This is a genomic window from Olivibacter ginsenosidimutans, assembly GCF_039542865.1.
Classification (GTDB): domain Bacteria; phylum Bacteroidota; class Bacteroidia; order Sphingobacteriales; family Sphingobacteriaceae; genus Olivibacter; species Olivibacter ginsenosidimutans.
This window is the reverse complement of the sequence record NZ_BAABIQ010000034.1, coordinates 84,784-111,690: the sequence shown is the minus strand read 5'-3', so window position 1 is coordinate 111,690 and position 26,907 is coordinate 84,784. Positions and strand designations below refer to the sequence as shown.

General features: G+C 37.3%; 27 protein-coding genes. 15 read left to right on the top strand and 12 right to left on the bottom strand.

Annotation, left to right across the window (positions count from 1 at the left end; genetic code table 11):
• Positions 1-274: 274 nt before the first annotated feature.
• The gene (locus ABD930_RS11765) at positions 275-412 is read left to right on the top strand and encodes a hypothetical protein (protein ID WP_345231921.1); all 138 of its coding nucleotides are present in this window, start codon (positions 275-277) and stop codon (positions 410-412) included.
• A gap of 1,309 nt (positions 413-1,721) precedes the next feature.
• On the opposite strand, the gene ABD930_RS11760 is transcribed toward ABD930_RS11765, so the two are convergent.
• Entirely contained in the window at positions 1,722-2,171 is a 450-nt protein-coding gene (locus ABD930_RS11760; RefSeq protein WP_345231920.1) for a DoxX family protein, read from the bottom strand.
• 705 nt (positions 2,172-2,876) lie between these two features.
• Between ABD930_RS11760 and ABD930_RS11755 the strand changes: the two genes are divergently transcribed.
• Entirely contained in the window at positions 2,877-3,440 is a 564-nt protein-coding gene (locus ABD930_RS11755; protein WP_345231919.1) for a glycosyl-4,4'-diaponeurosporenoate acyltransferase CrtO family protein, read from the top strand.
• 393 nt (positions 3,441-3,833) lie between these two features.
• On the opposite strand, the gene ABD930_RS11750 is transcribed toward ABD930_RS11755, so the two are convergent.
• On the bottom strand, positions 3,834-4,379 hold the full coding sequence (locus ABD930_RS11750) for a P-loop nucleotide/nucleoside kinase family protein (protein WP_345231918.1): 546 nt from the start codon (positions 4,377-4,379) through the stop codon (positions 3,834-3,836).
• Positions 4,380-4,685: 306 nt separating this feature from the next.
• Between ABD930_RS11750 and ABD930_RS11745 the strand changes: the two genes are divergently transcribed.
• From ABD930_RS11745 to ABD930_RS11735, 3 genes are all read left to right on the top strand, one after another.
• The gene (locus ABD930_RS11745; RefSeq protein WP_345231917.1) at positions 4,686-5,375 is read left to right on the top strand and encodes a YciI family protein; all 690 of its coding nucleotides are present in this window, start codon (positions 4,686-4,688) and stop codon (positions 5,373-5,375) included.
• Between the two features lie 47 nt (positions 5,376-5,422).
• A complete protein-coding gene (locus ABD930_RS11740) occupies positions 5,423-6,652 on the top strand; it encodes an RNA polymerase sigma factor (RefSeq protein ID WP_345231916.1) in 1,230 nt (409 codons plus the stop codon).
• Between the two features lie 119 nt (positions 6,653-6,771).
• On the top strand, positions 6,772-7,218 hold the full coding sequence (locus ABD930_RS11735) for a pyridoxamine 5'-phosphate oxidase family protein (RefSeq protein WP_345231915.1): 447 nt from the start codon (positions 6,772-6,774) through the stop codon (positions 7,216-7,218).
• 44 nt (positions 7,219-7,262) lie between these two features.
• Here ABD930_RS11735 and ABD930_RS11730 read toward each other — a convergent pair whose 3' ends face one another.
• Together ABD930_RS11730 and ABD930_RS11725 are read right to left on the bottom strand one after the other, a co-directional pair.
• Positions 7,263-7,946 (bottom strand): CPBP family intramembrane glutamic endopeptidase, encoded by a 684-nt coding sequence (locus ABD930_RS11730; protein WP_345231914.1) that lies wholly within the window; start codon positions 7,944-7,946, stop codon positions 7,263-7,265.
• Positions 7,947-8,026: 80 nt separating this feature from the next.
• Entirely contained in the window at positions 8,027-8,608 is a 582-nt protein-coding gene (locus tag ABD930_RS11725) for a Crp/Fnr family transcriptional regulator (protein WP_345231913.1), read from the bottom strand.
• A gap of 450 nt (positions 8,609-9,058) precedes the next feature.
• On the opposite strand from ABD930_RS11725, the gene ABD930_RS11720 reads away from it, so the two are divergent.
• From ABD930_RS11720 to ABD930_RS11700, 5 genes are all read left to right on the top strand, one after another.
• Positions 9,059-9,427: a nuclear transport factor 2 family protein gene (locus ABD930_RS11720; protein WP_345231912.1), complete on the top strand. Its 369-nt coding sequence runs from the start codon at positions 9,059-9,061 to the stop codon at positions 9,425-9,427.
• Positions 9,428-9,461: 34 nt separating this feature from the next.
• A complete protein-coding gene (locus ABD930_RS11715; protein ID WP_345231911.1) occupies positions 9,462-9,830 on the top strand; it encodes a VOC family protein in 369 nt (122 codons plus the stop codon).
• Between the two features lie 182 nt (positions 9,831-10,012).
• Positions 10,013-10,360 carry a VOC family protein gene (locus ABD930_RS11710; RefSeq protein ID WP_345231910.1) on the top strand — a complete coding sequence of 116 codons (348 nt, stop codon included), beginning with the start codon at positions 10,013-10,015 and terminating at the stop codon, positions 10,358-10,360.
• Between the two features lie 599 nt (positions 10,361-10,959).
• Positions 10,960-11,151, top strand: coding sequence for a cold-shock protein (locus tag ABD930_RS11705; RefSeq protein ID WP_345231909.1), 192 nt, complete (start codon positions 10,960-10,962; stop codon positions 11,149-11,151).
• 920 nt (positions 11,152-12,071) lie between these two features.
• The gene (locus tag ABD930_RS11700; protein ID WP_345231908.1) at positions 12,072-12,977 is read left to right on the top strand and encodes a DMT family transporter; all 906 of its coding nucleotides are present in this window, start codon (positions 12,072-12,074) and stop codon (positions 12,975-12,977) included.
• A 58-nt stretch (positions 12,978-13,035) separates the two neighbouring features.
• Here ABD930_RS11700 and ABD930_RS11695 read toward each other — a convergent pair whose 3' ends face one another.
• The 3 genes from ABD930_RS11695 to ABD930_RS11685 all read right to left on the bottom strand — a co-directional run bounded on the left by ABD930_RS11695 (position 13,036) and on the right by ABD930_RS11685 (position 14,561).
• Entirely contained in the window at positions 13,036-13,476 is a 441-nt protein-coding gene (locus ABD930_RS11695) for a fimbrial protein (RefSeq protein ID WP_345231907.1), read from the bottom strand.
• 76 nt (positions 13,477-13,552) lie between these two features.
• The gene (locus ABD930_RS11690) at positions 13,553-13,723 is read right to left on the bottom strand and encodes a hypothetical protein (RefSeq protein ID WP_345231906.1); all 171 of its coding nucleotides are present in this window, start codon (positions 13,721-13,723) and stop codon (positions 13,553-13,555) included.
• 124 nt (positions 13,724-13,847) lie between these two features.
• Positions 13,848-14,561, bottom strand: a complete 714-nt coding sequence (locus ABD930_RS11685; protein ID WP_345231905.1) for a porin family protein — start codon at positions 14,559-14,561, stop codon at positions 13,848-13,850.
• Between the two features lie 142 nt (positions 14,562-14,703).
• Here ABD930_RS11685 and ABD930_RS11680 point away from each other — a divergent pair, with 142 nt between their 5' ends.
• Positions 14,704-15,672: a hypothetical protein gene (locus ABD930_RS11680; protein WP_345231904.1), complete on the top strand. Its 969-nt coding sequence runs from the start codon at positions 14,704-14,706 to the stop codon at positions 15,670-15,672.
• Positions 15,673-15,719: 47 nt separating this feature from the next.
• Here ABD930_RS11680 and ABD930_RS11675 read toward each other — a convergent pair whose 3' ends face one another.
• From ABD930_RS11675 to ABD930_RS11660, 4 genes are all read right to left on the bottom strand, one after another.
• Entirely contained in the window at positions 15,720-17,171 is a 1,452-nt protein-coding gene (locus ABD930_RS11675) for a bifunctional 2-methylcitrate dehydratase/aconitate hydratase (protein WP_345231903.1), read from the bottom strand.
• Positions 17,172-17,304: 133 nt separating this feature from the next.
• Positions 17,305-18,453: a bifunctional 2-methylcitrate synthase/citrate synthase gene (gene prpC / locus ABD930_RS11670; RefSeq protein ID WP_345231902.1), complete on the bottom strand. Its 1,149-nt coding sequence runs from the start codon at positions 18,451-18,453 to the stop codon at positions 17,305-17,307.
• A gap of 3 nt (positions 18,454-18,456) precedes the next feature.
• Complete coding sequence (gene prpB, locus ABD930_RS11665; RefSeq protein WP_345231901.1) at positions 18,457-19,356, bottom strand: methylisocitrate lyase; 900 nt, start codon at positions 19,354-19,356, stop codon at positions 18,457-18,459.
• 82 nt (positions 19,357-19,438) lie between these two features.
• The gene (locus ABD930_RS11660) at positions 19,439-20,152 is read right to left on the bottom strand and encodes a 3-keto-disaccharide hydrolase (protein WP_345231900.1); all 714 of its coding nucleotides are present in this window, start codon (positions 20,150-20,152) and stop codon (positions 19,439-19,441) included.
• 263 nt (positions 20,153-20,415) lie between these two features.
• On the opposite strand from ABD930_RS11660, the gene ABD930_RS11655 reads away from it, so the two are divergent.
• The 3 genes from ABD930_RS11655 (at position 20,416) to ABD930_RS11645 (ending at position 24,777) form a co-directional block, all read left to right on the top strand.
• Positions 20,416-21,381, top strand: coding sequence for a lipid A deacylase LpxR family protein (locus ABD930_RS11655; RefSeq protein WP_345231899.1), 966 nt, complete (start codon positions 20,416-20,418; stop codon positions 21,379-21,381).
• 213 nt (positions 21,382-21,594) lie between these two features.
• Entirely contained in the window at positions 21,595-23,913 is a 2,319-nt protein-coding gene (locus ABD930_RS11650) for a TonB-dependent receptor (RefSeq protein WP_345231898.1), read from the top strand.
• Between the two features lie 12 nt (positions 23,914-23,925).
• Positions 23,926-24,777: a DUF4249 domain-containing protein gene (locus ABD930_RS11645; protein WP_345231897.1), complete on the top strand. Its 852-nt coding sequence runs from the start codon at positions 23,926-23,928 to the stop codon at positions 24,775-24,777.
• Between the two features lie 50 nt (positions 24,778-24,827).
• Here the strand turns inward: ABD930_RS11645 and ABD930_RS11640 are convergent, their stop codons facing one another.
• Positions 24,828-25,445 (bottom strand): polysaccharide deacetylase family protein, encoded by a 618-nt coding sequence (locus tag ABD930_RS11640; RefSeq protein WP_345231896.1) that lies wholly within the window; start codon positions 25,443-25,445, stop codon positions 24,828-24,830.
• A 79-nt stretch (positions 25,446-25,524) separates the two neighbouring features.
• Here ABD930_RS11640 and ABD930_RS11635 point away from each other — a divergent pair, with 79 nt between their 5' ends.
• Positions 25,525-26,895: a TolC family protein gene (locus tag ABD930_RS11635; RefSeq protein ID WP_345231895.1), complete on the top strand. Its 1,371-nt coding sequence runs from the start codon at positions 25,525-25,527 to the stop codon at positions 26,893-26,895.
• Positions 26,896-26,907 lie beyond the last annotated feature (12 nt).

The window sequence follows — 26,907 nt, the reverse complement described above, 5'->3', positions numbered from 1 at the left end:
AAGCCGCCGCTTCGCGGACTGCTTACAACAAGCGACTTGGCTAAATAGCTCCGCTTTTGTATCTTCGATACAGCTTCGCTACTTCGCCAAGTCGCCGAGCCATTACAAGCAACCCTAAAAGACGACAGTGCTAAACATGAACAGACAGAAAAACGACATAAAAGCCAACCGCACATTTAGCACATTTGGTTTTGCCCGACACACAAGCCAACGATTCGCAAAACCAAAAGAGCTAAATTTTGCCAACGCACCGACCGACACTAAAAAGTAGAACATGAACAAAAAGGACTTATCAGAAGCGGACATAAAAGAGAAGTTTATCACTCCTGCTGTGACAAAGGCTGGTTGGGACGAACAAACTCAACTTGGACGAGAAATATTTTTTACAGACGGACGTATTTGTTCATCATAATTCAACGTCAAAGTCAGCACACAAACTTGTAATATATTTAGTCTACTAAAACGTAGTGTAGATAAAGAGCTAGTTTATATAGTTAGTCAAATTACGATCTTGCATTTAAAAGTCTTAAATGCTTCGTTAGAATTATGACCAAATTAAAGCCACAAACGTATGTTCACTTGCGCTGTATCTTAATCCCTTCAAATGTATCGAAACAAATTTATTATTAAAATTTTGAATGGAAACTTTTTTTAAACATCAAATTTTATTCTCCCTTGTATCTTCTAAATTGTCAACTCACTAATCATGGGTAGGCTGCAATTTTATCCAGCGTAAAATCATTGCTTGAAGCAGGAGAAACTGTTAGTTCTATAACAAGACGTTGGAAAGGTTAAATGAAAAATTTACCAATTTTTTGAGTAACAAAAAACAATATTTCGATTAAATTCCGTATATTAGAGTACTATTAAAGTCGATTGATTTGATGCTATTTTTAGGCAAATGAAGTCGAGTAAAGAATAGGTTGTTTTATTTTGATATAGTTTGAATCGTGCCCTATTTCGTGCCCTTTTAGAATAAGGGATAATTAAATAGTTGTAATACAGATGTTTAAGATTAGGTGTGGTCATTCTGCCACCCCGACCAGTAAAAATGAAGCCCTTGCGTAAGCAAGGGCTTCATTTTTGCTGAGACCTCCTTCTCTAGGATGGCTGTGGCCTTTGCGTGTGGGCAATGTGCGACATAGCCAATCCTGCCCTTAAATAGCACATTTAGGGGCTTTTTTCATTTCTTTCGTATCAAATCCACCAATAAATATCAAGGTAAATGTGAGTAGTTCGGTGAGTTTTTGTTTTTCAATTATTTGAAGCATCCCTGCACACTGAACGACTGTATCCTCGTAAATCTGGCAAAATACAGCTGTATTTTTCCTGAAATTTCTTTGCTAGTGGAATCATACTATGATGATCTGGACCACCTCCGTGTAAAAAGACAATAGTCGATTTTCGCGCAAAGGATTCTGATTCTAATGAAATCGCAAAAAGAGGTAATCCGTCTTTTCCAAAGTACGTGAATTCTTTCATATTATACCTACCATTATTATCACATCACTGCTTATTCATTTATTGTATAATATTCTCAGTTCACACTTCAAAAAATTTATCACTCTTTATTTCATTATTCTTTAAAATAATATCAATAGTCCCCAAGGGGTACGATTCTGATATAGAAAATATGTAACGTTGCCATTTGTGTTTCTGAAAATTTGTTTTAAAAATAGTTCATATTTTGACAGATATTTCAGCTGTAGTAATTTTTTGATTTATTTTATGACAAAAAAATAGGTCCACAAAATCAATAAGATCTGAAACGGAATTCGAAACCAAAGATAAGAAATGCCCTTTCCGTCGAACGTTGCGGTTTCGTAATTCAACTGTTTGATAGCCGCATAAATATTAGCGGGAAGAACCAAAACGAAAAATACCATCAAAAGTATTCCGGTAGTGATCCTCAAGCTGGGAATGAAGACCCCTACGGCAGCTACTATCTCAATAATTCCTGTCAAATAAATCAATTCTATGCGAAACGGAATAAAATCAGGCAACATCATTGACATCCCTTTTGTATAGAGAAAATGTCCTAACGAAGTAAATAATAGCATTGCAACCAATGCCATTCTACCGGACAATTTATAATCAAAGTTATGTTTAAAAAGCCTTGTTCCTATTAAAAACACGGCAAATACACAGATTAAAACAAATAATGGTTTCATCTCTTTTATTTTTATTTGTAAAGGTATCCTGTCCGTTCAAGCGAATCAATGAACAAATGTTAATTAATTTCTTTTCGGGCACGGCTCAACGATTGCGGACGGATGCTGATATAGGAAGCCAGGTATTTGAGAGGGATATGCGGAATCAATTGTGGTTAATCTTTCACTAAGTACAAATACTTTTTTTGCCGTGTATTCGAGTAATGATATCTCACGTTTCATTTTTTTGAGATAACATTTTCGGTAACTTTTATTCTGATTCGCTCGCCAATCAAGGTATTTTTATGATAACATTTAAATCATTATAAGAAATTTGCCACAATACACAATCTGAATTGGCTTCAATATTTTTCTCGCTGTTAGTCCATCAACTGGTGAACAAAATAATATCGAAAGACCAAGTGATTTTCAGATAGGTCTTAAAAAGACTTTTACTTAACGGTTGAATAAAAAGCTGCTAAACCACGAAAATAACTAATATTCAATATTTTGTAAATATTTCATCTTGATAACTGTTCGTATTCGAACACTTGTTGTTTGTGTTTGGACAATGTGGATACATGTAATCATCTTTGTCATTTGTGGCTGCGAAATCTCAATGCTCATTATACCTAATCAAAAAGGTTGTTTTTAAGTAAAGCATTGGCTATTGGGTAGTTGTGTGTATATTTGGATGGTGTGAAGCTTTAGAAACAAAGATAATCAATGAAAAAAACACTAACCCTGACTTTTATCGTAATCATTACAATTGCCTTAACGTATGCCTTAATTCATTATATTGGAATGCAAGGTTTTTCTTTTGCGTTTAGTCTTAATTTTTTGTTGATGGCTTGCGTACTTACATTTACTGAAGCACTAAAAAGCCAACTTGTTTCTCCTTACTTTAACGAAAAGGAATGGGAACGAAAAGGAAAGATATATGAATTTGTTGGAATAAACCTTTACAGAAAATTACTGGTTGGGATTGGTTGGGAAAAACTAAACAAAAAATCCAAGCCGGCCAAGAAAAATACCGATGTTTTAATACAGCTACATTACAAAACAAAACAGGATGAACTGGGACATATTATTATTTTTATCATCGTTCTTGGGTTCAGTATTTTTGTGGCAGTGAAATTTGGAATAGTCAAATCATTGTGGTTGTTTATAATGAATGTATTACTAAATCTATATCCCATTTTACTTCAACGATACAACCGACCGCGAATAACAAGAGCAATAAATATAAGTAAATATAGCGATAAATCCATTCGAATAGCAAGAGCATAGCAGAAGATCTGATATTCAAGCGTGACAAATCTTCTTGCAAATATTCCAACCGAAAGCCAATCTCAGCACCACGCACATTTATCCAAATTGACTAAAAGTGTACAATGTATCTGTTTTCGCTCGCGAGATAACAGATTTTTTAACAATAACAAAGGAGGAAAGATGAATGTAGAGCTTATCTGGGACGACTTCGAAAAATTCAAAAGGAACTGTTTGAAATCAGAAAGTACAGTACCCTCTCATGGACAGATAAAAAATTCGGATAGGTGTATTTTACAAATGAAGACCAGTGCAATGGTATAAAAAGAGTTTTGAAAAATGTACGTTGAAAATACTTGGTGATCGCACAACAAGAAGATTCATTCAATTTACAAAGCTTTCAGTTAAATAGCATCATCGAGTAAAGTCTAGAATTTCGGAGATGTCGGGAGCATATTGATTGGTCGTGTTTACACGTAATGTGGGAACGGGAATATCGGGTGGGATATATGAAGTTATCAGGGATTGTTCTGCTTTTTTACGAAGTTCTGCTTGATCGCCGTGGTATCTTTCACAATCGCTGTCTGCTGCAATTCTATTGATATATCTCGAGCGCGCTAGCTCAGGTAAAAGATCACAAATTACGATGCGAATGATGGCGATATTCCGATACGACATGATCTTGGGTTGCCATACATGGTGCTGAAAGGCTGCTTCGGCCACTAGGGAGATATGTTGTGAGAGAAGAAGTTCTATCGTCTGAAAGAATGTCTCATAAATAATCGTTGTCGCCGTCCTGTTAACATCGTCGTGAGAACACTTAAACGTGTTCAGATAGCCTTCCTTGAATTCATCTCTTGATAATAATGGGCATTTCATTTCTCGCGATAGGTGGTGAGAGAGGGTGGTTTTCCCCGATGTGGGCCTGCCAGTTACGACTATTAAGGTTGGTTTGTTCATAACAATATTAATATTACGGCAATATACTGTTTATTCATAATTAATGCTGCACTAGACACTATTGCAGTGACAAAAGAATATACGCCAAATTGGTAAGCATTCTGGTGTTGAGGTGAATATATCAAGGTTTAACAAAGGTTTGATAAAGGTTTAACAGGGGTAAACTTTTATTACTACTTCATATACACTGAACGCATAATCTTATAAAAATGCCAATGATATTCAACTGTCTTTAGGATACATTTTTTAATTTGTCCCCGTTTCTTAAAGCTAATCGTTATTAGGATGAACAATAAATTTTGAAAAATGAAAAAGTTCTTATTCGTATTCAGGGGAGACTACCAGTCGATGCCTAAGGAATCGGCCGAGGAAATGCTGGCAACCACACAAAAATGGATGAACTGGTTTAAAGACATCGCTGCCCAGAGCAAATTCGCGGGTGGCAATCACTTAGATGTTTCGGGGAAAACGGTAAAAAGCGGAGGGGTAATTTCGGATGGTCCATATACCGAAATTAAAGAATCCATAATGGGTTATACGCTTATAAAAGCCACTTCGGTAGAAGAGGCGGCAGCGTTGGTAAAAGATTGTCCGATACTTTCTTTTGGCGGCAATGTAGAAATCAGAGGAATAGCAGATCGCGACTTTAGCCAAGAAGATGGCAAAGAGTTCTTATTGGTATTCAGGGGAGATTATAACGCTATGCCTAAAGAATCGCCTGAAGGAATGCAGGCAGCCACCCAAAAATGGATGAATTGGGTGGCAGGTATTGCAGTACAAAACAAATTGGTTGATAGGGGAAATCGCTTAACGGATTCGGGCAAGGTTTTAAGAGGGGATACAATTTCAGATGGACCTTATGCCGAAATAAAAGAATCCATTATGGGCTACACATTGATAAATGCCATATCTATGGAAGACGCCATAGGATTAGCTAAAGGTGCTCCCATATTATCATTTGGAAGTGTGGAAGTCAGAGAAATCAGCGAATTGTAGGCATACCTAAAAGCCTTTCGTATATTTACGTGGGCTTTTTTTTTGTTATGGGCCAGAATGAAATAACTCCACATTTATTTAGGACAGAATATAGCAAAATAGTTGCCGTGCTCTGTAGAAAATTCCATTTAAAACATATGGAGATTGCCGAAGACATTGCAAGCGAAACCTTTTTAAAAGCCTCCGAAATATGGGCAGTCAAGGGAATACCCGATAACCCAACAGCATGGCTTTATACAGTAGCCAAAAATAAAACCAAAGACTATTTTAAACACATTTCCGTTTTTGAAACGCAAATTAAAGAAGCGATAAAATCAGACGAAATGGAAGCGGAGCAAGCGTTTGAGTTCAGCAATGAGAATATTTCGGACAGTCAGTTAGCCATGATTTTTGCGGTGTGTAATCCAATAAATCCGATCGGAGCACAGATTTGTTTGGCGCTCCAAATACTTTGCGGTTTTAGTGTGGAAGAAATTGCCAATGCCTTTTTGGCAAAACCCGAAACCATTAAAAAACGTTTGCAAAGGGCGAGAACCAATCTTCGGAACGATAATTTCCAAATTAGATCATTAAACGAAACAGAAATAAAATCACGATTAGATACGGTTTTGAAAACGTTATACTTACTCTTTAATGAAGGGTATTTCTCAAAAAGCAACAATCAGTTAATTAGAAAAGACCTTTGTTTGGAAGCGATAAGACTAACATTGGTATTGACGGAAAATTTATCAACCAATACACCAAAAACAAATGCTTTATTGGCTTTAATGTATTTTCAAAGCTCTCGGTTGGAAGCGAGAACGAACGATAAAGGAGAAGCTGTTCTGTTCGACGAACAGGACAAAAGTTTGTGGGACAAAAGATTGATTGAAAGAGGTAATTATTATTTGACAAATGCGTGTAAAGGATTCGCCGACTGGACAAAATACCATTTGGAAGCGAGTATCGCATATTGGCATACTACAGCAATGGACCAAAACAAATGGCCATATATTTTACAGCTTTACAATCAACTCATTCTTATTGAATATTCGCCAGTAACTGCACTAAACAGAACGTTCGCCTTTGCTAAGGTTTACGGGCACAAAGAAGCTATTGCTGAAGCTGAAAAATTGCATCTAGATGAAAATAGCCACTATCACGGATTATTAGGTTATCTATATACTAATACAAACCGAGATAAAGCAATCTATCATTACAAACAAGCTATCAGGCTGACCAAATCTAAAACAGAGAAACAAACGCTGACAAGAGAAATAGAACGATTGAATAAGTAGGAGAACATCCGATAGCTTTCTTGGAGGTACTTGTTAAAAGTAATGAAAGTATCACTGGTTTAAAGTGGTAGTTTTGGAAAACCAAGGAGTTTACGTAATTTTAGTAAAAATAATGGTTGATGCCCATGCTAGGAGAACTAAATAAAAGAGAAATCATCGATTTGTTAGAAAGCCAATTCATTGGTCGCCTGGGGTGCTATTTAAACGGCGAAACCTACATCGTGCCTATCAACTATGTATACCAAAACAATGCGATATATGCCCATTCAGGCGAGGGAAAAAAAATAGAAATGCTGCGCGCAAATCCACACGTTTGTTTTCAGGTTGATGAAATTGACAACATGTTCAAGTGGAAGAGTGTGATTCTATGGGGAAGCTTTGAGGAATTGAAAGGTGTGGAACGCCAGCAGGTGATGCAGGGCTTAATTCTGCGTATTATGCCAAATACCAACGATCCTGGGCGGAATCCTTCTCATGCAATAAATCCAGCGCTTCGAGACGCGCTGATCGTTTACCGTATCCACATCGAAGAAGCAACTGGCCGTTTCGAATCGCATAGTGGATAGCCAAGTCTACTCTAAATTTAGGTTTAACCTTTTGCAGCATGATGTTAGTTGGCGTTTTTCTTCATTTGCTTTTTTCTAATAATTAGTGACGTTATCCAAATAATTAAAAGAGATATCAAAATAAGTAAGCTAATTTGATTTATTTCAGGCAAAAAGTTATTTAATGAATGAAATGCGGATACAGCAAGTAATGAAAGAGTGCTGTTTGCAACTTTTCCAATGCCCCAAGCTCCAAGTAATAAAATCCCAAAAAATAGCAAATTAGAAATAGTTAAGTCAAAATTTAAATGCCATATAAACCATAAAGTAGCAACAATTAATACATTCAAATATTGAGGTAATGGTTGAAGTGCTCGCTGTAAAAAACCTCGCCATCCAATCTCTTCTAAAAGACCATAAATCAAAATTGCACTAACCGTAACAAATGATGAAATAGTTCCCTTTATTAAATATTCAGCCCCTACAATGAACGTGATTGGAAGTATCCAATACAAAAGAAAAGGTATGGGTATTTTTTTGTAATTTCCTTTCAAGGTAAGAACGGGTTTTATTTTGAAAATTAAAAAGACAGATACAGCTCCAATGGTAGGACCAATTCCTCGTAGAAGTACTTTAAGGAATTCGCTCGATATACCATTCAGTAGATTTGTCTTATTTGTTAAATAGCGCAGAAATACGGCAATAATGTAAAAAATAATGATAGCGAAATAGTTAATTTTAGGTCTCATTTATTATCCGTTTTGATATAGATTTCAAAAGTAGAGATATGATTTCGCTAAAAAATTGATGATAGGTAAGAAGTGCAGTTTCAAGAAATTTTTTTCCTGATTCTACTTAAACTTTCTGCGGTAATGCCAAGATAAGAACAAACAATTTTCAGTGATGTCCTTTGGAAAATTTCGGGTCGTTCTTTTATCAATTTTAAATATCGTTCTGTTGGCGATAATGTTAATAGGTTTATTTGTTCCCACTGTTTGCGAATAAACATGGCGTCTGAAATTGCTTTGCCGATAAATATACCAGTTGAAGATTTTAAATATAATTCACTCAAATCGCTATAAGTTACCGACCAAATGATCGTATCTTCTAAAGCTTCAGTTTTTATGAGCGTTGGAGATTGCGTTAAAAAAGACAGATAGTCACTAAAAATCTGCTTTTCATAATAGAGATTAATGCAAATATCCTTTTCGTCAGCTAAAACAAAATGAGCGACTGAACCTGAAATGAGTATATTGATGTATTTTTCGGTTCTGAGATAATCTTTTACTATTTCGTTTTTTTTAAATCTGCGTATGTGCACCGACTTTGCAAATTCAGTCCATAAAGTTATATCGGCTTTATAAAAATGGTCAAAAATTTCCTTAATTCTTTCAGGTGTCGGTTGTTCCATAAAATATTAGTTAACATGTTTATACTCCTTTATAAAACCTTTCTAATACAATTAATGCGACGTGAATCGGCTAAATTATTTTGATCAACAGCAAAATTACAAAAAAAGCAAATGAGGAACATTGACGATCCTTAATTTACATGCACTTTCAGATTTAAAGACTTTTCTATACACATGAATTGATGCGAGACCTTTTGTATAATGGAGAACAGATTTCTGTTTTACCTAATCTGGGAAAGATATCAGATTCTTGAGATGAATGAGTTGAAGATTGGTAGCGGATAAGGGTATATAAAACGATATGGTTACACAATACCGTGTAATAGGTTTCTTCAATGCACAGGTTAGTAATGAGTTGTATAAGCCAATGGAGTAGTTTGCAAGGAATTTAAATCCGATTAAACATTTGATCACCATTTTTTGTTGAAAATTTACACTAACATATTGGTTATGAAAACTGAAATGATCAAACTCGAACAAAAGTACTGGGATGCCATGACTAGTCAAGATTATGAAACGGTAAAGAATCTCACCAAATTCCCTTGCATTGTAGCAGGAAAGCAAGGCGTAATGAGTGTTGATGAACCAACCTATAAAAAGATGTTTGAACAGGGTAGCGGGAAAAAAATGAAAGTAAAAAGCATTTCTGACGAACAAATTGAAACGGGAAATGACCATGCATTAATTGCTTACCTGATTGAATTAGATTATGATGGAAAAGCCATGAAATGTGCCTGTACTTCTACTTGGATAAAAGAAAACAAAAAATGGCTTTGCGCAATGCACACAGAAAGCGATTTGGAAAAGAAAGAAAAATAGAAATGAAACTCAGCACTCTAGTAAAACAATATTCATGACAAGGTTGGAAACAATAATCGCTGTAAAAAGCGTTCCTAAAAGCGCAGCATTTTATCAAAAATTGTTAGGTTGTAGAGGGGAACACGGTGGTGAAACTTTTGAAATCCTAACAAGTGGAAAAACAGTCGTACTTTGCTTGCATAAATGGGGTGAACATGAGCACCCGACAATGTTGAAAGCTGAAAAAGAGATGGGAAATGGATTGATACTTTTCTTTAGAGTAGGTAATCTGAATGAAGCGTTGGAAAATGCAAAAAAACTAAAAGCAAATATTGAAAAAGAAATTCACTATAACGAGAATTCACAAAAAAATCAGTTTACGTTAAGGGATTTAGATGGTTATTATTTAATCATATCCGCATAAGAAACGACGGGTTGCGCACAAATCTACCAACAATTAGGAAGATCTTGACTAACTAATTAACCATGTGCTGGAGGTCTGGTGTGCACGACATATAAACGGTTGTAGACAATGTTAAACGACACACTTCTGGTAGAAAACAATGAATTTAGTGTGACAAAATGTAAAAACCAATACATCATTATATGAATTTGAAAATTCTTTCAATTGTTTGGGGAGTCAAAAACATAGATACTGCGATTGCTTTTTGGTGTGAGGCGTTAAACTATAAGTTGAAACGGAAACCCGAGGTGGATTTTGCAATATTAATACCCAAAAACGGCCAGGGTCTTCAGCTGTCATTAAAATTAACGACTTCCGATAAACCAAAAAGACATCACATTGACTTAATAACTCAAGACCAAAAAGCGGAAGTAGAACGACTAATAAAGCTAGGCGCAACAACAATTGAGCATTGGGAATACGAAGAAGATGCCGATTATATCGTTTTACTTGACCCGGATGGGAATTCTTTTTGTGTGGTTCAAGCCTAATCTTATCGTTGAAACAGTAATACCAATTATTGTCGTGTAGTCTTCTGTATAATCACTCTTGTAATCCGTATAAACTACAAAAATCTGTTTTGAAACGTTGTTGTGGATTTTATCAAAAATGCTGTTTGCATAAAATTGCTTCCAAATCCTGTTGAGATTAATTGTCTTTGTTGGTTGTTCTTATAGAAATTCCGATTATTTTAAATCCGTTTGTCATAATTTTAACCCGTTGTTTGTCTTTAAAAACACGCAATCCTACATATGCCAAAAACAATGTTAACGGATTGTTGTTTGTAATCACTTCAATAATATTAAGCAGCGAGTGCATAGCTTATACCCTAATTTCTCTTCTTTCTTGTCTCTACTATGTTCCATCTATTTTTTAATTGTATTTTTTATCGTGTACACGTTTTACTTATGCATGATGAAGCAAATAGCGCTAAGGCTACTTTATTAGGACTTTCTGCTATTTTATTGTGGAATACTATGACTGCCTCGTGCGAAGTGTTGCGGAAATGTTGGAATATAAAACTTGTGCGATAAATATTTATCTGTACCTTTACAGATAATAGTTTATTTTTTTATTTAATTCAAATGCCATGCAAGAAGGCGTAGTAAAGTTTTTCAACGAAACCAAAGGTTTCGGATTCATCACTCCGACAGACGGAGGACGTGAAATTTTCGTTCATTCATCAGGTCTTAAAGACCGTATCAGAGAGAATGATGATGTATCCTTTGAGGTACAACAGGGACAAAAAGGTCCCAATGCAGTAAATGTTAAGTTGATCTAGATCATTTTTCCATATATTGTGATAGACGTCTCACTTCTGGGACGGCTTTTTTATTGGAGTACAGTACAACAATCACCTAATGATGGCACAACAATCACCTAACAACGGTACAACAATCACCTAACAACGATACAACAACCACATTGGAACGAGCCAGCAAGCACACAAGCTTCACTTAATAAACACCCTTTCTAAACCCTGTTTAAGTCCTGTCTAAGCAGAACGAACACCCAACAAAGAGAACATACACCCAAGAGATGACGATGTGTTAATTGAAAATCATCGTGTTTTTACGTATCAATTCTTAGACGATTTTTTCTTAAATAAAAAATGTATATCAGAAAGCGTATGTCCAAGATTGAACAATTGTTGTTCGATTTCGAACACTAATGAGTATAAATTTGTTTGTAATGTGTTTTAAATGAGTATTTTGTTGTAATAGCATGAGATTTTAGGGAATTTGCGTATTGGCTAGATAATCGCCAAACATGTAACTTTTAGGGGCTAATTGAACTAACGATCAACAATAAAATAGTAATCATGTTAGGAATTCAATAGTGGATATTTGCGTTAACGGCAGTTTTAGCTATTTTGATTACGATTTTAGCGGTAAGTTGGCAAGCAATACGAGCAGCATTCCTTAATCCGGTCAAGACTTTGAGAGATGAGTGAGCAGTGAAACTTACCATGAAATATTCAATAGCCAGCAAAATTGATCGATAAATTTTTATTACCTTTACCATTCTAAAACAGAGATATGAATAGAAAAAGCTGCCTTTCTCCACCAGGATTTTAGTATTTCTTTATCGCTCCATTAAGTACAGCTCCGATGTTATCGGTAATCTGGCAGTATCAATAGTTAGTCAATAGTTTTTGTATCGTATTAGATCTCGCCTTTGTAAGAGGCAGATAAATAATTTATGAAGAAATCATATTTCTTGTTACACTTTGCGGTAATTCTTGCCGGATTTACGGGTGTTTTTGGAAAACTAATTTCTCTTAACGAAGGGTTGTTAGTGTGGTATAGACTTCTCTTTTCTTCTATGATCTTGTTTCTGGTTGTAAAACTCTCCAGAATAACCAACTGTATCACCCTGAAGGAAAAACTGGCCATTGCTAAAGTCGGTATGTTCATTACCATACATTGGGTGTTTTTCTACGCAAGTATTAAGTATTCAAATATTTCCGTTGGAGTAGTCTGTTATTGTTTGACAAGTTTTTTTACCACTGTTTTCAAACCGCTGATTGATAGCAGAAGATTTCAGTTATCTGAGTTGTTATTGAGTACATTTACATTGTTTGGCATTGGACTTATTTTCCATTTTGACTCTTCTTATCAACTAGGTATTAGTTTAGGCGTTATTTCATCTGCTTTTGCCGCGCTATATACCATCTATAATGAACGATTGGTAAGAAATTACGATAGTAAAATCATTAATTATTATCAAATGATCGGTGGAACGGTAGGTTTGGGTGTTTTACTTCCTATTTACTTGTATTTCTTTCCTACAAAGAACCTTGTGCCTGATATGAAAGACACCATGTTTTTGATTTTATTATCCCTTTTCTGCACAGTAGGTTTGTACACCTTATTTGCTGAGGTATTGAAAAAGATACCTGCGTTTACGGTCAATCTCAGTTTTAATCTGGAACCGATTTATACAATCATCTTAGCATTTTTATTTTTTAATGAAAGTAAAGAAGTAAATGCTTCGTTTTATGGCGGTTTAACTTTGGTAATGGTTTCCGTTGTGTTGCAAACTCTAATCTCTATTAGGAATAAGACGAAAATAGTTGACAAACAACTTTCATTGCCTATAAATTAAAAAGGTTGATTTGTAATGATTCTATTAATTTAGGTTCATTTCCTATTATAGCCAAGGCCTAACCCTGTGGCCTAAAGCTATATTTATAACTTCTTCCGTTCTTAGTAGCCTGGATAAAATCGTTCTTTAATAAATAGGATAGACGTACGGCAACAGCTTTTTCAACTTTATAAGGATCCATCTCTGGTTGCGCTTTATTGATAACATCAAGAATATCGTCTTTATAACCAGCACCAATTTTTGTTAAAGCATAACTGATCTTTTGATCTAATTTACTATTGATATTAAACTTTTCTTGAGGCTTTAACGCTTTATCGACTCCTTTTTTCCCAAAAGTATCTGTACTATAATCAGCCCCACCACCGCTTAGGCCAAGTGTTTTGGTTTGCCCAATAGCGTTAATAGTCACCTCGATACTCTTTAATTCTTCCTTAAGCTGCTGTTGCCTTAATTTTAAGAATTCAACTACTTGCTTTTCTGTAATATTGTCTGTTTTCATTATGAAACCGTATGTTCATAACAAAAATATAATATAATCGTAATATTTAAAAATATTTATCTATCAAGATGTTATTTTAGTGAAGAAGCACCTTTGTTTTTGACGTGTTGATTAATTCGCTACTGCTAAAAACTTGATTAAGTTCAATGGACATAATGGCTAGTTCTAATAGCTGTAGTTCGTGTTTAATTAATTCCTTTCTTTTCAATAGAAAGTCCAGATCTAGGTGATTGTTTGTGTTAGGCATAAAAATTGAATTTTTTTCTTTACGCAAACCTAAGGATTCGTTTTTAAAGAAAAAAAATATTACACAGACAGTGCTCCTGCCGTGACGAACACCCGGTTTTCTTACACGAAACAATATTTATGGTTCAATTTAAAGGCAAGGCATACCCTATGCTTAGCGTTATTATCCTGCTTTTTCCTTCAGGGCCTACAGTGGTGCTTGTCGGACTGCCGTCTACAATGCTTTGTACTTCTCTTGATCGATAAAGCGTATGGAAGCCCCATGAAAACCGGGCGTCAACTACAAAAAAACTGTCATTTACTGGAAATTCTACTCCCCCGCCAATAATTGCTCCCCAGTCGGTACGATTAAAACGATTATCAAAATCAACTTTTCGGTTATAACTTTCAATTAGCGGTTCATGACTTTCTTGTTTCTCTCTACCAGCGAAAGCGTAAGAAAATGACGGACCAATATTGAAATAATAACGTGTTCCTATACCAAAATCAAATCGCGCCAAGACGGGGATTTCTAGATAGTGGAGCGTGCTTTTTTGAATAACGGTTGTTGTGGCGTTGCTTTCCAAAGCGGATTCCAATAGGTGGTCTGTACGATTGGTGCGCATGCTATAATTGATTTCAGGTTGAATGATGAATGTCCGTAGTTCATTAAGACCTATATTAAGTCCTAATCCAGCAGTTACACCTGGTGAAAAACGTTGATCACTTAAATTAGACGAGGTTTCATCAAAGTTATAGGTGTTGACGTTTAATCCCAATTGTGGGATTAAATATAATTGTTGGCCATAGCAATACGTACTGATTACGGAAATAAAAAAAAGCGTAATATATTTTTTCATAAAGATTTTTATTTTTGAAATGAATACTAAAGGTAACAAGGTACAATGCTATTTGTTTTAGTGGACTAAACTCAAAGTAGGATGATAAAGTGAAAAAAGGTTCTTTTTTTATCTTAATGTAAATTGTATATCTTGCACCCCTATGCTTGTTCAATACGTTAAAAGATTCCACCTTCTTTTTTTTATAATTAGCGCCTGGTATGGGGTAGTTTCCTGTTCCTCAAATGCGAAAAAAGGAGAGCAGACTGAAAATAGTCAAGATGATATATTGGAAGAAGGCCGTCCGCCGTTTACTCCCATTGCTGGTATCGATTTTTTTGAAGTTAGACGTTCGTTTGATAATGGCTTAGCCTTTGACACACTAGGTTTTGAGCAAGAGCCTATTTGGCATATAAATTTTATCAACAATGATTCCGTAAAAATATTCAGCCCTGATAGCAATGCGATGTTGCACTATTCTATCTATTTCGATCAGGATTCTATTTTTCATTTTGGCCGGGAATGGTTTCGTGTAAAAAGCTTAGAGAAAGATAGTTTACTCTTGCAGCGTTTAACCGTAGTAAGTAAGACGGTAAAGGAAGCCCGATCGAATGTTTATATGAAGCTATATTCGGAAAGTTATATTCGCGATAGCTTAAAAACCAGCGTTGAAGAGCTTCGGCAACCAAGAGCAAATGATACAGCTTTCATTCGGTGGCGGTCAACTATTGCAAATGCCAATCCTACCGTAATTGATAGTGCTTTTGCTGCCCGCAGGCCCGTTCAACTGATACCAAAAAATCCAAACGTTACCGTTAAAACGAGATCGTTCAGTGAGGCTGAACGTTTAAATCAAAGCGCAGCCTATGATTACCTATATCCCGAATACGATATTGTCATAAAGAAGGCCTATAAAAACTTTTATTATCCTTTTTCAGTTTTAGTAGACGGTAAAGGCGATGTGCATTTGGGTAAATTTGTGGCCAGCGAGGATTTTGTGGAATCCCGAAAACGTGTTTTAGAAGGCATTATTGATGTATACCTCAAGCATTTGTTTACCATAAAACCAGGAACAACATTGGGTATTCCACATACCAGTCTCATCATGTTAAGGGTCAGGGGGATAGAATAATTTAGGTTTATTCTTGATATGGGCTTCCATTAAATTAAATGAAAAAATTAAAAGGTGATCAAATCCATAAATTCCTGAACTGGGGTTTCCATAAGCTTTGAGGCATCGAGTGAAAGAGCGAGTATTTGTCGCTGTTTTTTTTCGGAGAAAACTCTATTCAGATTGATTTTATATTTTTCGATTAATAAAGGAATTCCTGCTGCTCTTCTCCGTTTATGTCCAATTGGATATTCAACAAGTACTTCTGTTAACATTGTTCCATCTGTAAGGGTCACGCGCAATGCATTAGCAATCGATCTTTTTTCGGGATCGTGATAATCACGGGTAAACTGAGGGTCTTCGCTAGTTCGCATTTTCTCTCGTAGTTGATCAATGCGTGGATCATTGGCTGTCTCATTTTCATAGTCGGCTGCTGTAAGGCGCCCATAAATTAATGGTACGGCAATCATATACTGCAAACAATGGTCGCGATCTGCTGGATTATATAAAGGACCGGTTTTATCGATAATGCGAAGAGCAGCCTCATGGGTGCGAATTTGGATTTCCTGAATATCATCACTGCTTTTGCCGAGGGCTTTTAACTGCTGGTGTATCAAGACCGCAGCTTCAACAGCGGTTTGTGCGTGGAATTCGGCAGGGTAGGAGATTTTAAATAAGATATTCTCCATAACGTAGGTTCCATAAGGGCGTTGAAATTTAAATGCATTGCCTTTAAAGAGTACATCATAAAATCCCCATGTTTTGGCTGTCAATACCGATGGGTATCCCATTTCACCCGTTTGCGCAATTAGGGCTAAACGGACAGCTCTAGAGGTGGCGTCGCCGGCTGCCCATGATTTGCGGCTTCCGGTATTGGGTGCATGCCGATAAGTACGTAGCGCTTGCCCGTCTACCAAGGCTAAGGAAAGTGCATTGGCTAGCTCTTCGCGCGACAGTCCGATCAGTTGGCCCACAACAGCGGTAGACGCAAGTTTAACTAACAAAACATGATCTAATCCTACACGATTAAAAGAATTTTCTAAAGCTATAATTCCTTGTATTTCATGTGCTTTAATCATGCTATGTAGTACGTCACTTATGGTTAAGGGTGGTTTCCCTTCTGCAATAGCCTGCCTGCTTAGCCAGTCTGCTGTTGCCAATATTCCACCTAAATTATCAGAGGGATGACCCCATTCGGCTGCTAACCAGGTATCGTTAAAGTCTAACCACCGAATGATGGTTCCGATATTAAAGGCCGCCTGTACCGGATCAAGCTGATGGCTCGTGCCGGGTACTTTTGCTCCATTAGGAACAATGGTGCCTCTCACAATAGGCCCTAATAACTTGATGCATGCTGGGTAGGTTAAAGCTTCGAAACCACAACCAAGGGTGTCTAGAAAGCAATGGTAAGCCGTGTTTAATGCTAGGTCGCTAGTGAGCTTGTAATCGACTATATAATTGACTATATCGGTGATCACTTGATCTACCGGTGGTCGTTGGTTATCACTGTGAAAAGACATTTTTTTCTACTATAGTTTAGAATAGGAATATATCCAGTTAAAAAAATAATTGAATTTAAATAATATATAATCGTTGTATATACATTGATTACTAAGTATTAAAAAAATTGTTAGAAATAAATTTAATCATTAGTTATCTTTTATCTAAAGGGATAAAAGGACGATTTTCGGGACCGGTATAGTGTGCGCTAGGACGGATGATTTTTCCATCTAAGCGTTGCTCAATAATGTGAGCGCTCCATCCACTTACTCGAGAAATCACAAACAGAGGTGTAAAAAAAGACGTTGGAATCCCCAGAATGTGGTAGGCTACCGCAGAGAACCAATCGAGGTTAGGAAACATTTTTTTCTTTTCCCACAATAAGCTTTCTATACGTTCGGCAATCGCATATAGTTTTAAGTCGCCCATTTCTTCTGATAATGCTTTGGCGACCTTTTTTATAACAGCATTTCGAGGGTCGGCGATGGTATATACCGGATGGCCAAAACCAATGATAACTTCTTTTTTTTCCAAACGTTGTTCCATATCCTGTACGGCTTCATCAGGATCTGCATAACGGCTTTGGATGTCGTAGGCTACTTCATTGGCTCCTCCATGTTTTGGTCCCCTGAGCGCTCCGATACTGCCTGTAATAGCCGAATACATATCGGAGCCGGTGCCTGCAATTACTCGAGCTGTAAACGTTGATGCATTGAATTCGTGCTCGGCATAAAGGTTTAATGAAACTTGCATGGCGTGTATCCAAGAGGCGCTTGCCTCTTTTCCATGGAGTAAATGTAAGAAATGTGCTCCAATGCTATCGTCATCTGTTTCTACCTCGATACGTTTGCCATGATATGCATAATGGTACCAGTAAAGCAATGCTGAAGCATAGGATGCCATTAATTTATCCGCAATAGCCCTAGCTCCAGCTAAAGCGTGATCTTCTTTTTCCGGTAATAGGGTACCCAATAATGAAGTGTAGGTACGTAATACATCCATAGGATGAGCAGCAGCGGGAATCCGTTCCAAAGCGGCTTTAGCAATAATGGGTAATCCTCTTGATTTTTTTAATTTATCCCGGTATACCTTAAGTTCTGCTATAGTAGGTAATTTCTCATAAATTAACAGATAGGCCACCTCTTCAAAGCTAGCCCCTGCGGCTAAGTCCAGAATATCATAACCTCGGTAGTGTAAATCATTACCACTTTTGCCTACGGTACATAATGCCGTGTTTCCTGCTGGTACACCGGATAGTGCGACCGACTTTTTGGGTTTGAAATTAGCGTTTTCTGTCGTCATAATTTATTCTTTTTTAGCATTCGTTTTAGCAAACAAAGCATCAAGTTTTTCCTCGTAGTTATAGTAGCCAATGCTTTGGTAGAGTTCTTCACGTGTTTGCATGTCTTTCAAGACGGCTTGTTGCGTGCCATCTTTCAAGAGATGTTCATAGACCTGCAGTGCTGCCTTATTGGCTGCCCTGAAGGCAGAAAGCGGATAAAGAATGAGGCGTACACCAACTTCCCGAAGTTCGTCAACCGTCCAAAGTGGTGTTACACCAAATTCGGTAATATTAGCCAAAATAGGAATTTGGGTGGCTTCTGCAAAGTCTTTGTAGCGATTGCGTTCACGAACGGCCTCAGCAAAGATAAAATCTGCTCCGGCGTCTTTGTAGGCCACGGCTCTTGCTAGGGTTTGTTCCAAACCTTCTGTTGCTAAGGCGTCTGTTCTAGCGCCGATAACAAATTGATCATCTGATCGCGCATCTACCGCCGCTTTGATCCGGTCGCACATTTCTGTAAGACTTACGACTTCCTTTCCAGGGCGATGTCCACACCTTTTGGCGCCTACTTGGTCTTCGATATGTAGGGCAGCTGCCCCCGCTTTTATGAGCGCCTTAACAGTACGGGCTACGTTGAATGCAGAAGGCCCAAAGCCAGTGTCCACATCTACCAACAAAGGAGTGTCGGTTACATTGGTAATCCTATTAACATCAATCAATACATCGTCAAGAGTAGTAATACCCAAATCTGGAATACCCAGAGAACCTGCGGCAACGCCTCCTCCGGATAAATAAATGGCTTTAAAGCCGGCCTGAGTAGCTAAAAGTGCATGATTGGCATTGATAGCTCCCGCTATTTGCAAGGGCTGAGCTGTGCGCATCGCTTCGCGAAAACGAAATCCTGCTGTTAGTTTATTTGTCATATTTAGTTAAAAAAGCAAAATGGCCACATTATGGTAGGATAATGTGGCCATTGCATGTTGTGAAACCTGATCTTGGTTATCGTTACAACTGTTTAATCTTAATGTTCCGGAAGGCTACTTCATGGCCATGATCCTGAAGGGCAATTTTTCCTTTTGGATATTTGGCAAAACCTTCCCAGTCATGAAACTTGCTTTTTGCCAATAGATTCAGCCACTCGGGGCTGCCTATTTTTACGTTTGCGGTTTGAACACCATTAAGCCAAAGAGTTATTTCACCTTTATTGTATAAAATACGGGCCTGATTCCATTCGCCCACTGCTTTTGGTTTGGAAACTTCTGCACTTCCAATCAAATCATATAAGGTGCCTGCCAAATGATTAGGGTAATGCCGGTCTTCTGCTTTAATGTTGTCTAACACTTGCATCTCAATACCGGTTTCATAACTTGCACCATATTTTGGGTCTTCTTTTACACCAAATATGATACCGCTGTTTCCCCCCTCACTTATTTTCCACTCTAGGGTAAGGTCGTAATTTTCATATTCTTTGTCGGTTACCAAATCCCCGCCTTCCGATTTATCCGATGGACTATTAAATACCAATGCGCCGTCTTGTACCGTCCAAGCAGCTCCAGCTTTATCTTTACGATAGGTATGCCATCCTTTGGTGCTTTTACCATCAAATAGCAATTTCCAGCCATCTTTTTTCTCCTGAGAGGTTAAACTATTAGCTTGTTGTGCAAAAGCTGTAGCCGCTAGAAATAAACAACTACAGATACTTAACGAGATTTTTTTCATTTGGATCATATTCGTTTTACTATTTGTTTCTTGATAATAGGTGCATGGTTAGCCGCTATTATGCTTTGTGTTTTGGTGCAAGTTATAAAATATCTGTTGAATTTGTAGTGGTTTTTTAAGAATTACGGCCTTAGCAACAACTTTGTTTCAAACCTTATTGTGTTTAAAATCGCATTCTTTCATGTACTGAAAAGAAATTTTGAATATGGACAGTTCAAAGGTTTTGAAAAATAGCAGTAAATTTTCTACTTTGGCCTATTCTCATGGACTTAGACATCATCAACCGTATAGCAGCTTATTTGGGCTGGTGTATTATTTTATGCTTAATTACGTTAACTTGTGAGGCACAATCTGCTCAATTACACGAAGTTACTGTTAACAGCGACAATGATGCCTATTTATTTATTAACCAGGATCAGTATTATACCAATGGGATTGCATTTAGCTACCGCAAACTCAGAAATACGAAGTACTTGCGGAGAAACGAAGTGAAGGAGGTCTGGGCTCTTTCTTTAGGCCATAAACTATATAACGCTTATAATGGCTATAGCGAATTGCAATTTATGGATAGGCCATTTACTGCCTATCTTTATGTAAGGGGGACTAACACGAAATTCTATAAAAATGAATCAGCACTGAGTTTTTCTGCAGAGGTAGGGGTATATGGTAAATGGGCCTTTGGTGAGCAGATGCAGCGAGGTTTTCATCATCTATTTGGCTTTTATCAGATTAATGGTTGGGAGTATCAATTGAAAGATAATGCTACGTTGGATATGCGGATGGCCTATAGTCGTTTATTGGCTAGAAGTGCATCTGGGAAAACGGATCTTCAGGCTACGTCAAGGGTATCGGTTGGATTGAATCAAAGTTACATAGGAGTAGGGCCTATTTTGCGTTTGGGAAAAACAAACGCGCTTTATGAAACGGCTTTTTATAATAATCGACTAAGTAGCGGGGCGAAGGTGCCAAAAAAAGAGCGTTATTTTTATTATTGGCCTATGGTATTTTATCGGTTGTACGATGCCAGTATTCAAGGCGGAATGTTATTGCACGACAAAGGGCCTGTCATATTTGGAATAGAGCCTTGGGTGATTAGCCAGCTTCTTGGATTTACCTATGCGCATAATCAATTTTCAATTGATGCTCATCTCCAATTTAATACGAAAGAAGTTAAAAGTACGGCTACGGCTCATCAATATGGGTCAATTACATTGGGCTATAGCTTTTAAGTTGGACGTTTTAAATTTTAAAGTGATTCTGGTTTTCATTTGCCTCGCTGGCTTTTCACTTAAAAATGCTATACATATGACGTAGTACCTAATGGTATAGGGTAAAAACGGATAATGGAGAACAGTTGCGAGTGTCCAATCTATTCCTTAACATTGTAGCCATTTGTGTGAGACATATTATACCAGTAATTTGATTTTAAATAGTTATAAGCCTTGAAACCCCTTGTCGGATTTATCATTAGTTTCTTTTTTTGCCTCCATTTTTCAGTAGCTCAACAATTTACCCTTAATGGTACCGTACGAGATGCTTCAAGCGGCGAAACATTAATTGGTGCCAGCGTAAAGGTGAAAGAGTTTCCATCGACAGGTATAAGTGCTAATGCTTATGGATTTTATTCACTTTCTTTAAATCCGGGGGATTATACCCTGCTCGTTTCATTTGTTGGCTATGAAGCACAAGAAAAAGTGGTTCATCTTAGTCAGGATCTTCGGATAGACCTTGCCTTGCAACCAATGAATCAACTAGCAACAGTGGAAGTTAGTGCCGTATCTTCCAGAGAACAACTGGAGAGCCCACAAATGGGTGTGAATAAAATAAACATCAAAGAAGTTAACAATGTACCGGTGTTGTTTGGCGAACGGGATGTGCTAAAAACCATTCAATTATTGCCTGGTGTCCTTTCGGCGGGAGAGGGTAGCAGTGGCTTTTTTGTTCGCGGAGGAACAGTTGATCAGAATTTAGTGTTGCTTGATGAGGCGATGGTCTATAATGCCTCTCATTTGTTAGGTTTCTTTTCTACCTTTAATTCAGATGCAATTAAGGATGTCGATCTTTATAAGGGTAGTATGCCAGCCCAATATGGAGGAAGGTTAGCTTCTGTTTTGGACGTGCGCATGCTGGATGGCAATAACCAAGAATTTCATTTCGATGGAGGAATTGGACTTATTGCTTCACGATTAAAAGTGGAAGGCCCATTGAAAAAAAATAAAGGATCTTTTATGATTAGTGGCCGGCGGACTTATGCCGATTTATTTTTGAAGGCATCATCCGATACGTCCATTAATAAAAGTAAGCTTTATTTTTACGATCTTAACTTGAAAGCCAATTATCAATTGAATCCAAATAATACCCTGTATTTATCGGGGTATTTCGGCAAAGATGTTTTGGGTTATGCTAGCGATTTCGGGTTTGATTGGGGTAATGCCACCGGTACTCTTCGGTGGAATCACGTATTTACACATAAGTTATTTGCAAATACATCACTGATTTATAGTGATTTCAAGTATAATGTAAATGTTTTTTCGGATAATAATGATTTTAAAATTACCTCGCGTATCCAGAACCTGAATCTGAAACAAGATTATTATTATTTCGCCGGAAATAACAGTAATGTACGTTTTGGATTAAACGTTATGCGACAGGAAATATCGCCGGCGGGAATTGACGCATCAGAAGAATCGGACGTGAATTCCTTAAAAATTGAAAATAGACAGGGGCTAGACTTAGCCGCTTATGTTTCGCATGAATGGAAACCCCTACCAAAATTAAATTTAAACTATGGCCTGCGCTTGAGTACTTTCTTGCTTCTAGGGCCTGGCGATTTTTATACCTATGATGCGGATGGAGACGTGGCTTATACCAAAACTTATGGTAAGGGTGAACTCGTAGAACACTATATGAATTTAGAGCCTCGACTTGCCGTGAATTATCTCCTGACAACAAATAGTAGTGTTAAGGCTTCTTATAACCGAAATACTCAAAATTTACACCAATTAACCAATACCACCGCTGCTCTACCAACAGATGCTTGGGTGTTGAGTAGTAATAATATTAAGCCTCAAATAGCTGACCAGGGTGCATTGGGCTACTATCGTAACTTCATTGAAAATAATTACGAGTTTTCAGCAGAACTTTATTATAAGACGATGCAACACCAAATCGACTATAAGAATGGTGCGGATTTGCAGGCAAATGAACATGTGGAATCGGATCTGGTCTATGGTGCCGGGAAAGCCTATGGTTTGGAATTATACGTGAAAAAGAAGACAGGTAGATTGAACGGCTGGTTGAGTTACACCTTATCTAGAAGTAAACGAAAGTTTGATGCCATCAATAATGGAAAATGGTTCGCTGCTCGGCAAGATCGTATCCATGATGTAGCGCTTGTGGGAATATATCAACTTTCTGATCGATGGAGTTTCTCGGGCACCTTTGTGTACAATACCGGTAATGCAGTAACTTTTCCCAGTGGTAAATATAGTATTGGCGGAAAATCAACTTGGTATTATACGGAGAGGAATGGATATCGAATGCCGGATTATCATCGACTTGATTTGGGAGCTACGCTCGCATCAAAACCGGGAAGGAAATACCAGTCGAGCTGGACGTTTAGTATCTATAATGTATATAATAAGCGGAATGCTTATCTAATTGATTTTAGAGAAAATGAACATGATGCAAATGTTACAGAGGCATATCAGGTAGCCTTGTTTGGTATCATCCCCTCAGTAACATGGAATTTTAAATTTTAATGTTTACATGGAATGAAAAAATTTAGTTATAGCTTCCTTGCAAGTACTTCCTTTTTCTATTGGAGAATTTTGTGGGGTATCGGACTTTTAGGTTTAAGTGCTTGCGAAAAAGTTATCGATATCGATTTGAAAGATAGTGAATCCAAAATCGTCATTGAAGGTAATGTCTCTGATCAGGAAGATACTCACTATGTATATATCTCTAAAACCGTGCCTTTTTCAGCAAGTGGAACATATAACCCCGTTCAACAAGCAGTGGTTGACATTACGGAAAGTGTTAGTGATTCGATGATTATTGTAGGTGGTATAGGCTTGAAAACGGAACGAACATTTGCTGAGGTCAGTCCCGGAGTTTATCAGGTAACCCATTTTAAAGCGTATCCTGGGAGAACATATACGCTGCATGTCAAAGTGGGTGACGAAGAGTATACTGCTTCATCTACAATGCCCATGCCGGTAATGATTGATTCAATCGGAACAGTAACGGATGATTTTTTTGGTGATGATGGAAAAACGGTGGGAGTCGTGTATCAAGATCCCCCGGGAGTAAAGAACTACTATCGCTATTTGGTAACGCTCAATGGAAAACCAACCAATCTGGTTTTTGCTTACAACGATAAATACAATGATGGTAAGCAGGTCCAGCGCAATTTATATCATGAGGATCTGGACTTGAAAAAAGACGATGCCGTTATGGTAGAACAATTAGGTGTCGATGAGGCCGTGTACCGTTACTTTAATGGGATACAATCCAATAATCCCGGGGCTGCAGCCCCGGCAAATCCTGTTTCGAATTTTAGTAATGGTGCTTTAGGATATTTTAGTGCTCATACGGTTTCTCAGGCGGCTACGATTATTCAGTAGCATCTTTTTAAGTACACGTTACATACACAATTGGCAACGCATAACTTAATTTAAGAAGCCGTAATCATTTTAAATGTAAACCCTTGTTGTAACCAATATTCAATAGCTCTTGGCAGCGCATCGTATAGCCGGGCTGTTGCTTTAATATTGTCATGGAAAACGACAATAGATCCATTAGTAACGTTGTCAATTGCATTTTTATAACAGGCCTCAGCACTCAAGCGTTGATCAAAGTCGTACGTAATGACGTCCCACATAATAATCCGATACTTTTTTCTTAACTGACTAAATTGTTTGGGAGTGCATTGACCATATGGGGGTCTAAAGAGGTTTGTTTGCGTATACTGTTGGCATTTTTCAACATTTTTTAGGTATTCGTTGGTAGAGGTTTTCCAGCCTTTGAGATGATTATAGGTATGATTACCAATCTGATGCCCTGCTGCTTTCAGTTGTTGGAAGATTTCAGGATGCTTCACAATATTTTCGCCAACACAAAAGAAAGTGGCTTGGATATGATACTTTTTTAAGATATTTAATATGTGTGGTGTAACATCAGGGATAGGTCCGTCGTCAAAGGTTAAATAAATATGCTTTCCTTGACGAGGATAATGCCAGATAAGTTTGGGTAATAATAATCGTAACCAGATTGGCGATTTGACAACACGCATGGCAAAAATATACTTGATGGAGAAGCGAAGGTAAAACTAAATGAACTAGAATTATAACAATTGATATAAAATTTACTGAATGATATCCTATAAGCCTTTTAAAAAATATGTGGTGTGCGTAGGTTTGGCAATGGCTATTTGTACGCTTTCTCTTCCTGCTTTTGCACAAAAAACAGTAACCATCCGGGAAGCATTGGACCAAGCCCTACAGAACAATTTACAGGTTAAACAGGCAATGTACCAGAGTTCATTGAGTGAGCAAGATGTATTGCAAGCAAAAATGGATCTTTTTCCTTCGGTTAGCGCCGGAGTTCAAGGGGCTAAAAACTGGGGATTAAGTTTTGACCAGACCTCTGCAAAACTGATCAATACTTCTATAACCTCTGTAGGCGGTAGTATATCCAGTAACGTGGTTTTGTTTGGTGGTTTTCAGAAGGTTAACCAAATCTCCATTAATAAATATCAACTTCTATCTAATCAAAGTAATTTGGATAAGATAAAAAATGATTTGGTATTATCCGTGGTTACCAAATACCTGGAAGCGTTAAGTAATAAAGATGTTTCCGTGGCAGCACAGCAACAAGTAGAATTGTCTAAAGCACAATTGGAGGCACAACAATATAATTATGATGTAGGTAATAAAACATTGGCCGATTTATCACAAGCGAAAAGTCAATTAGCTACTGATGAATTGAATTTGACAACCGCGCAAAGTGCTTATGACTTATCTATTCTTGACTTGAAACAACTTATGGAGATGGATCCTTCTATGGATATTGTACTGGAAAAACCACCTTTACCTAACGTGACCAAATTGGAATCTTCCTTTATAGCAGGCGACGTTTATCAGGAAGCTATTAAGCATTATCCGGATATTAAGGTAGCCGAATATAATACGATGGTGGCAAAGAAGAATGTCGATTTTAGTAAAGGAGGATATTATCCCCAATTGTCTGTTGGGGCGGGCTATGGCACCAATTACTCTTCGCAGGCAGTTGACCTCATCACGAGAATGCCGCTAAGCTTTGGCAAGCAATTGGATCAAAATAAAAACACCAATATTTTTGCGCAATTAAGTATCCCAATTTTTGATAACTATCGGCGGAATATAGCAGTCAGAAAAGCAAAAATATCCTACGAAAGTGCGCTTAACGATGAGCAATTAGCTAAGAATAATCTGAATAAAGTGATTAACCAAGCTGTTTTGGATTTACGTACAGCAGAAAAGAGGTATTATTCTACGCAAGAGAACTTTAAAGCCACATCCGATGCTTTTGAAGTACTAAAGCAACGCTATGACGTAGGCTTGGCTAATGCGGTGGAGCTATCTACCCAACAAACAGCAAAAAATAAAGCCGAATTTGATTTTATTCAGGCCAAATATGACTTTATTTTTAAGAGTAAAGTCATTGATTTTTATTTGGGTAAGACCATTACGTTTAATAACTAAATTAACAATAAA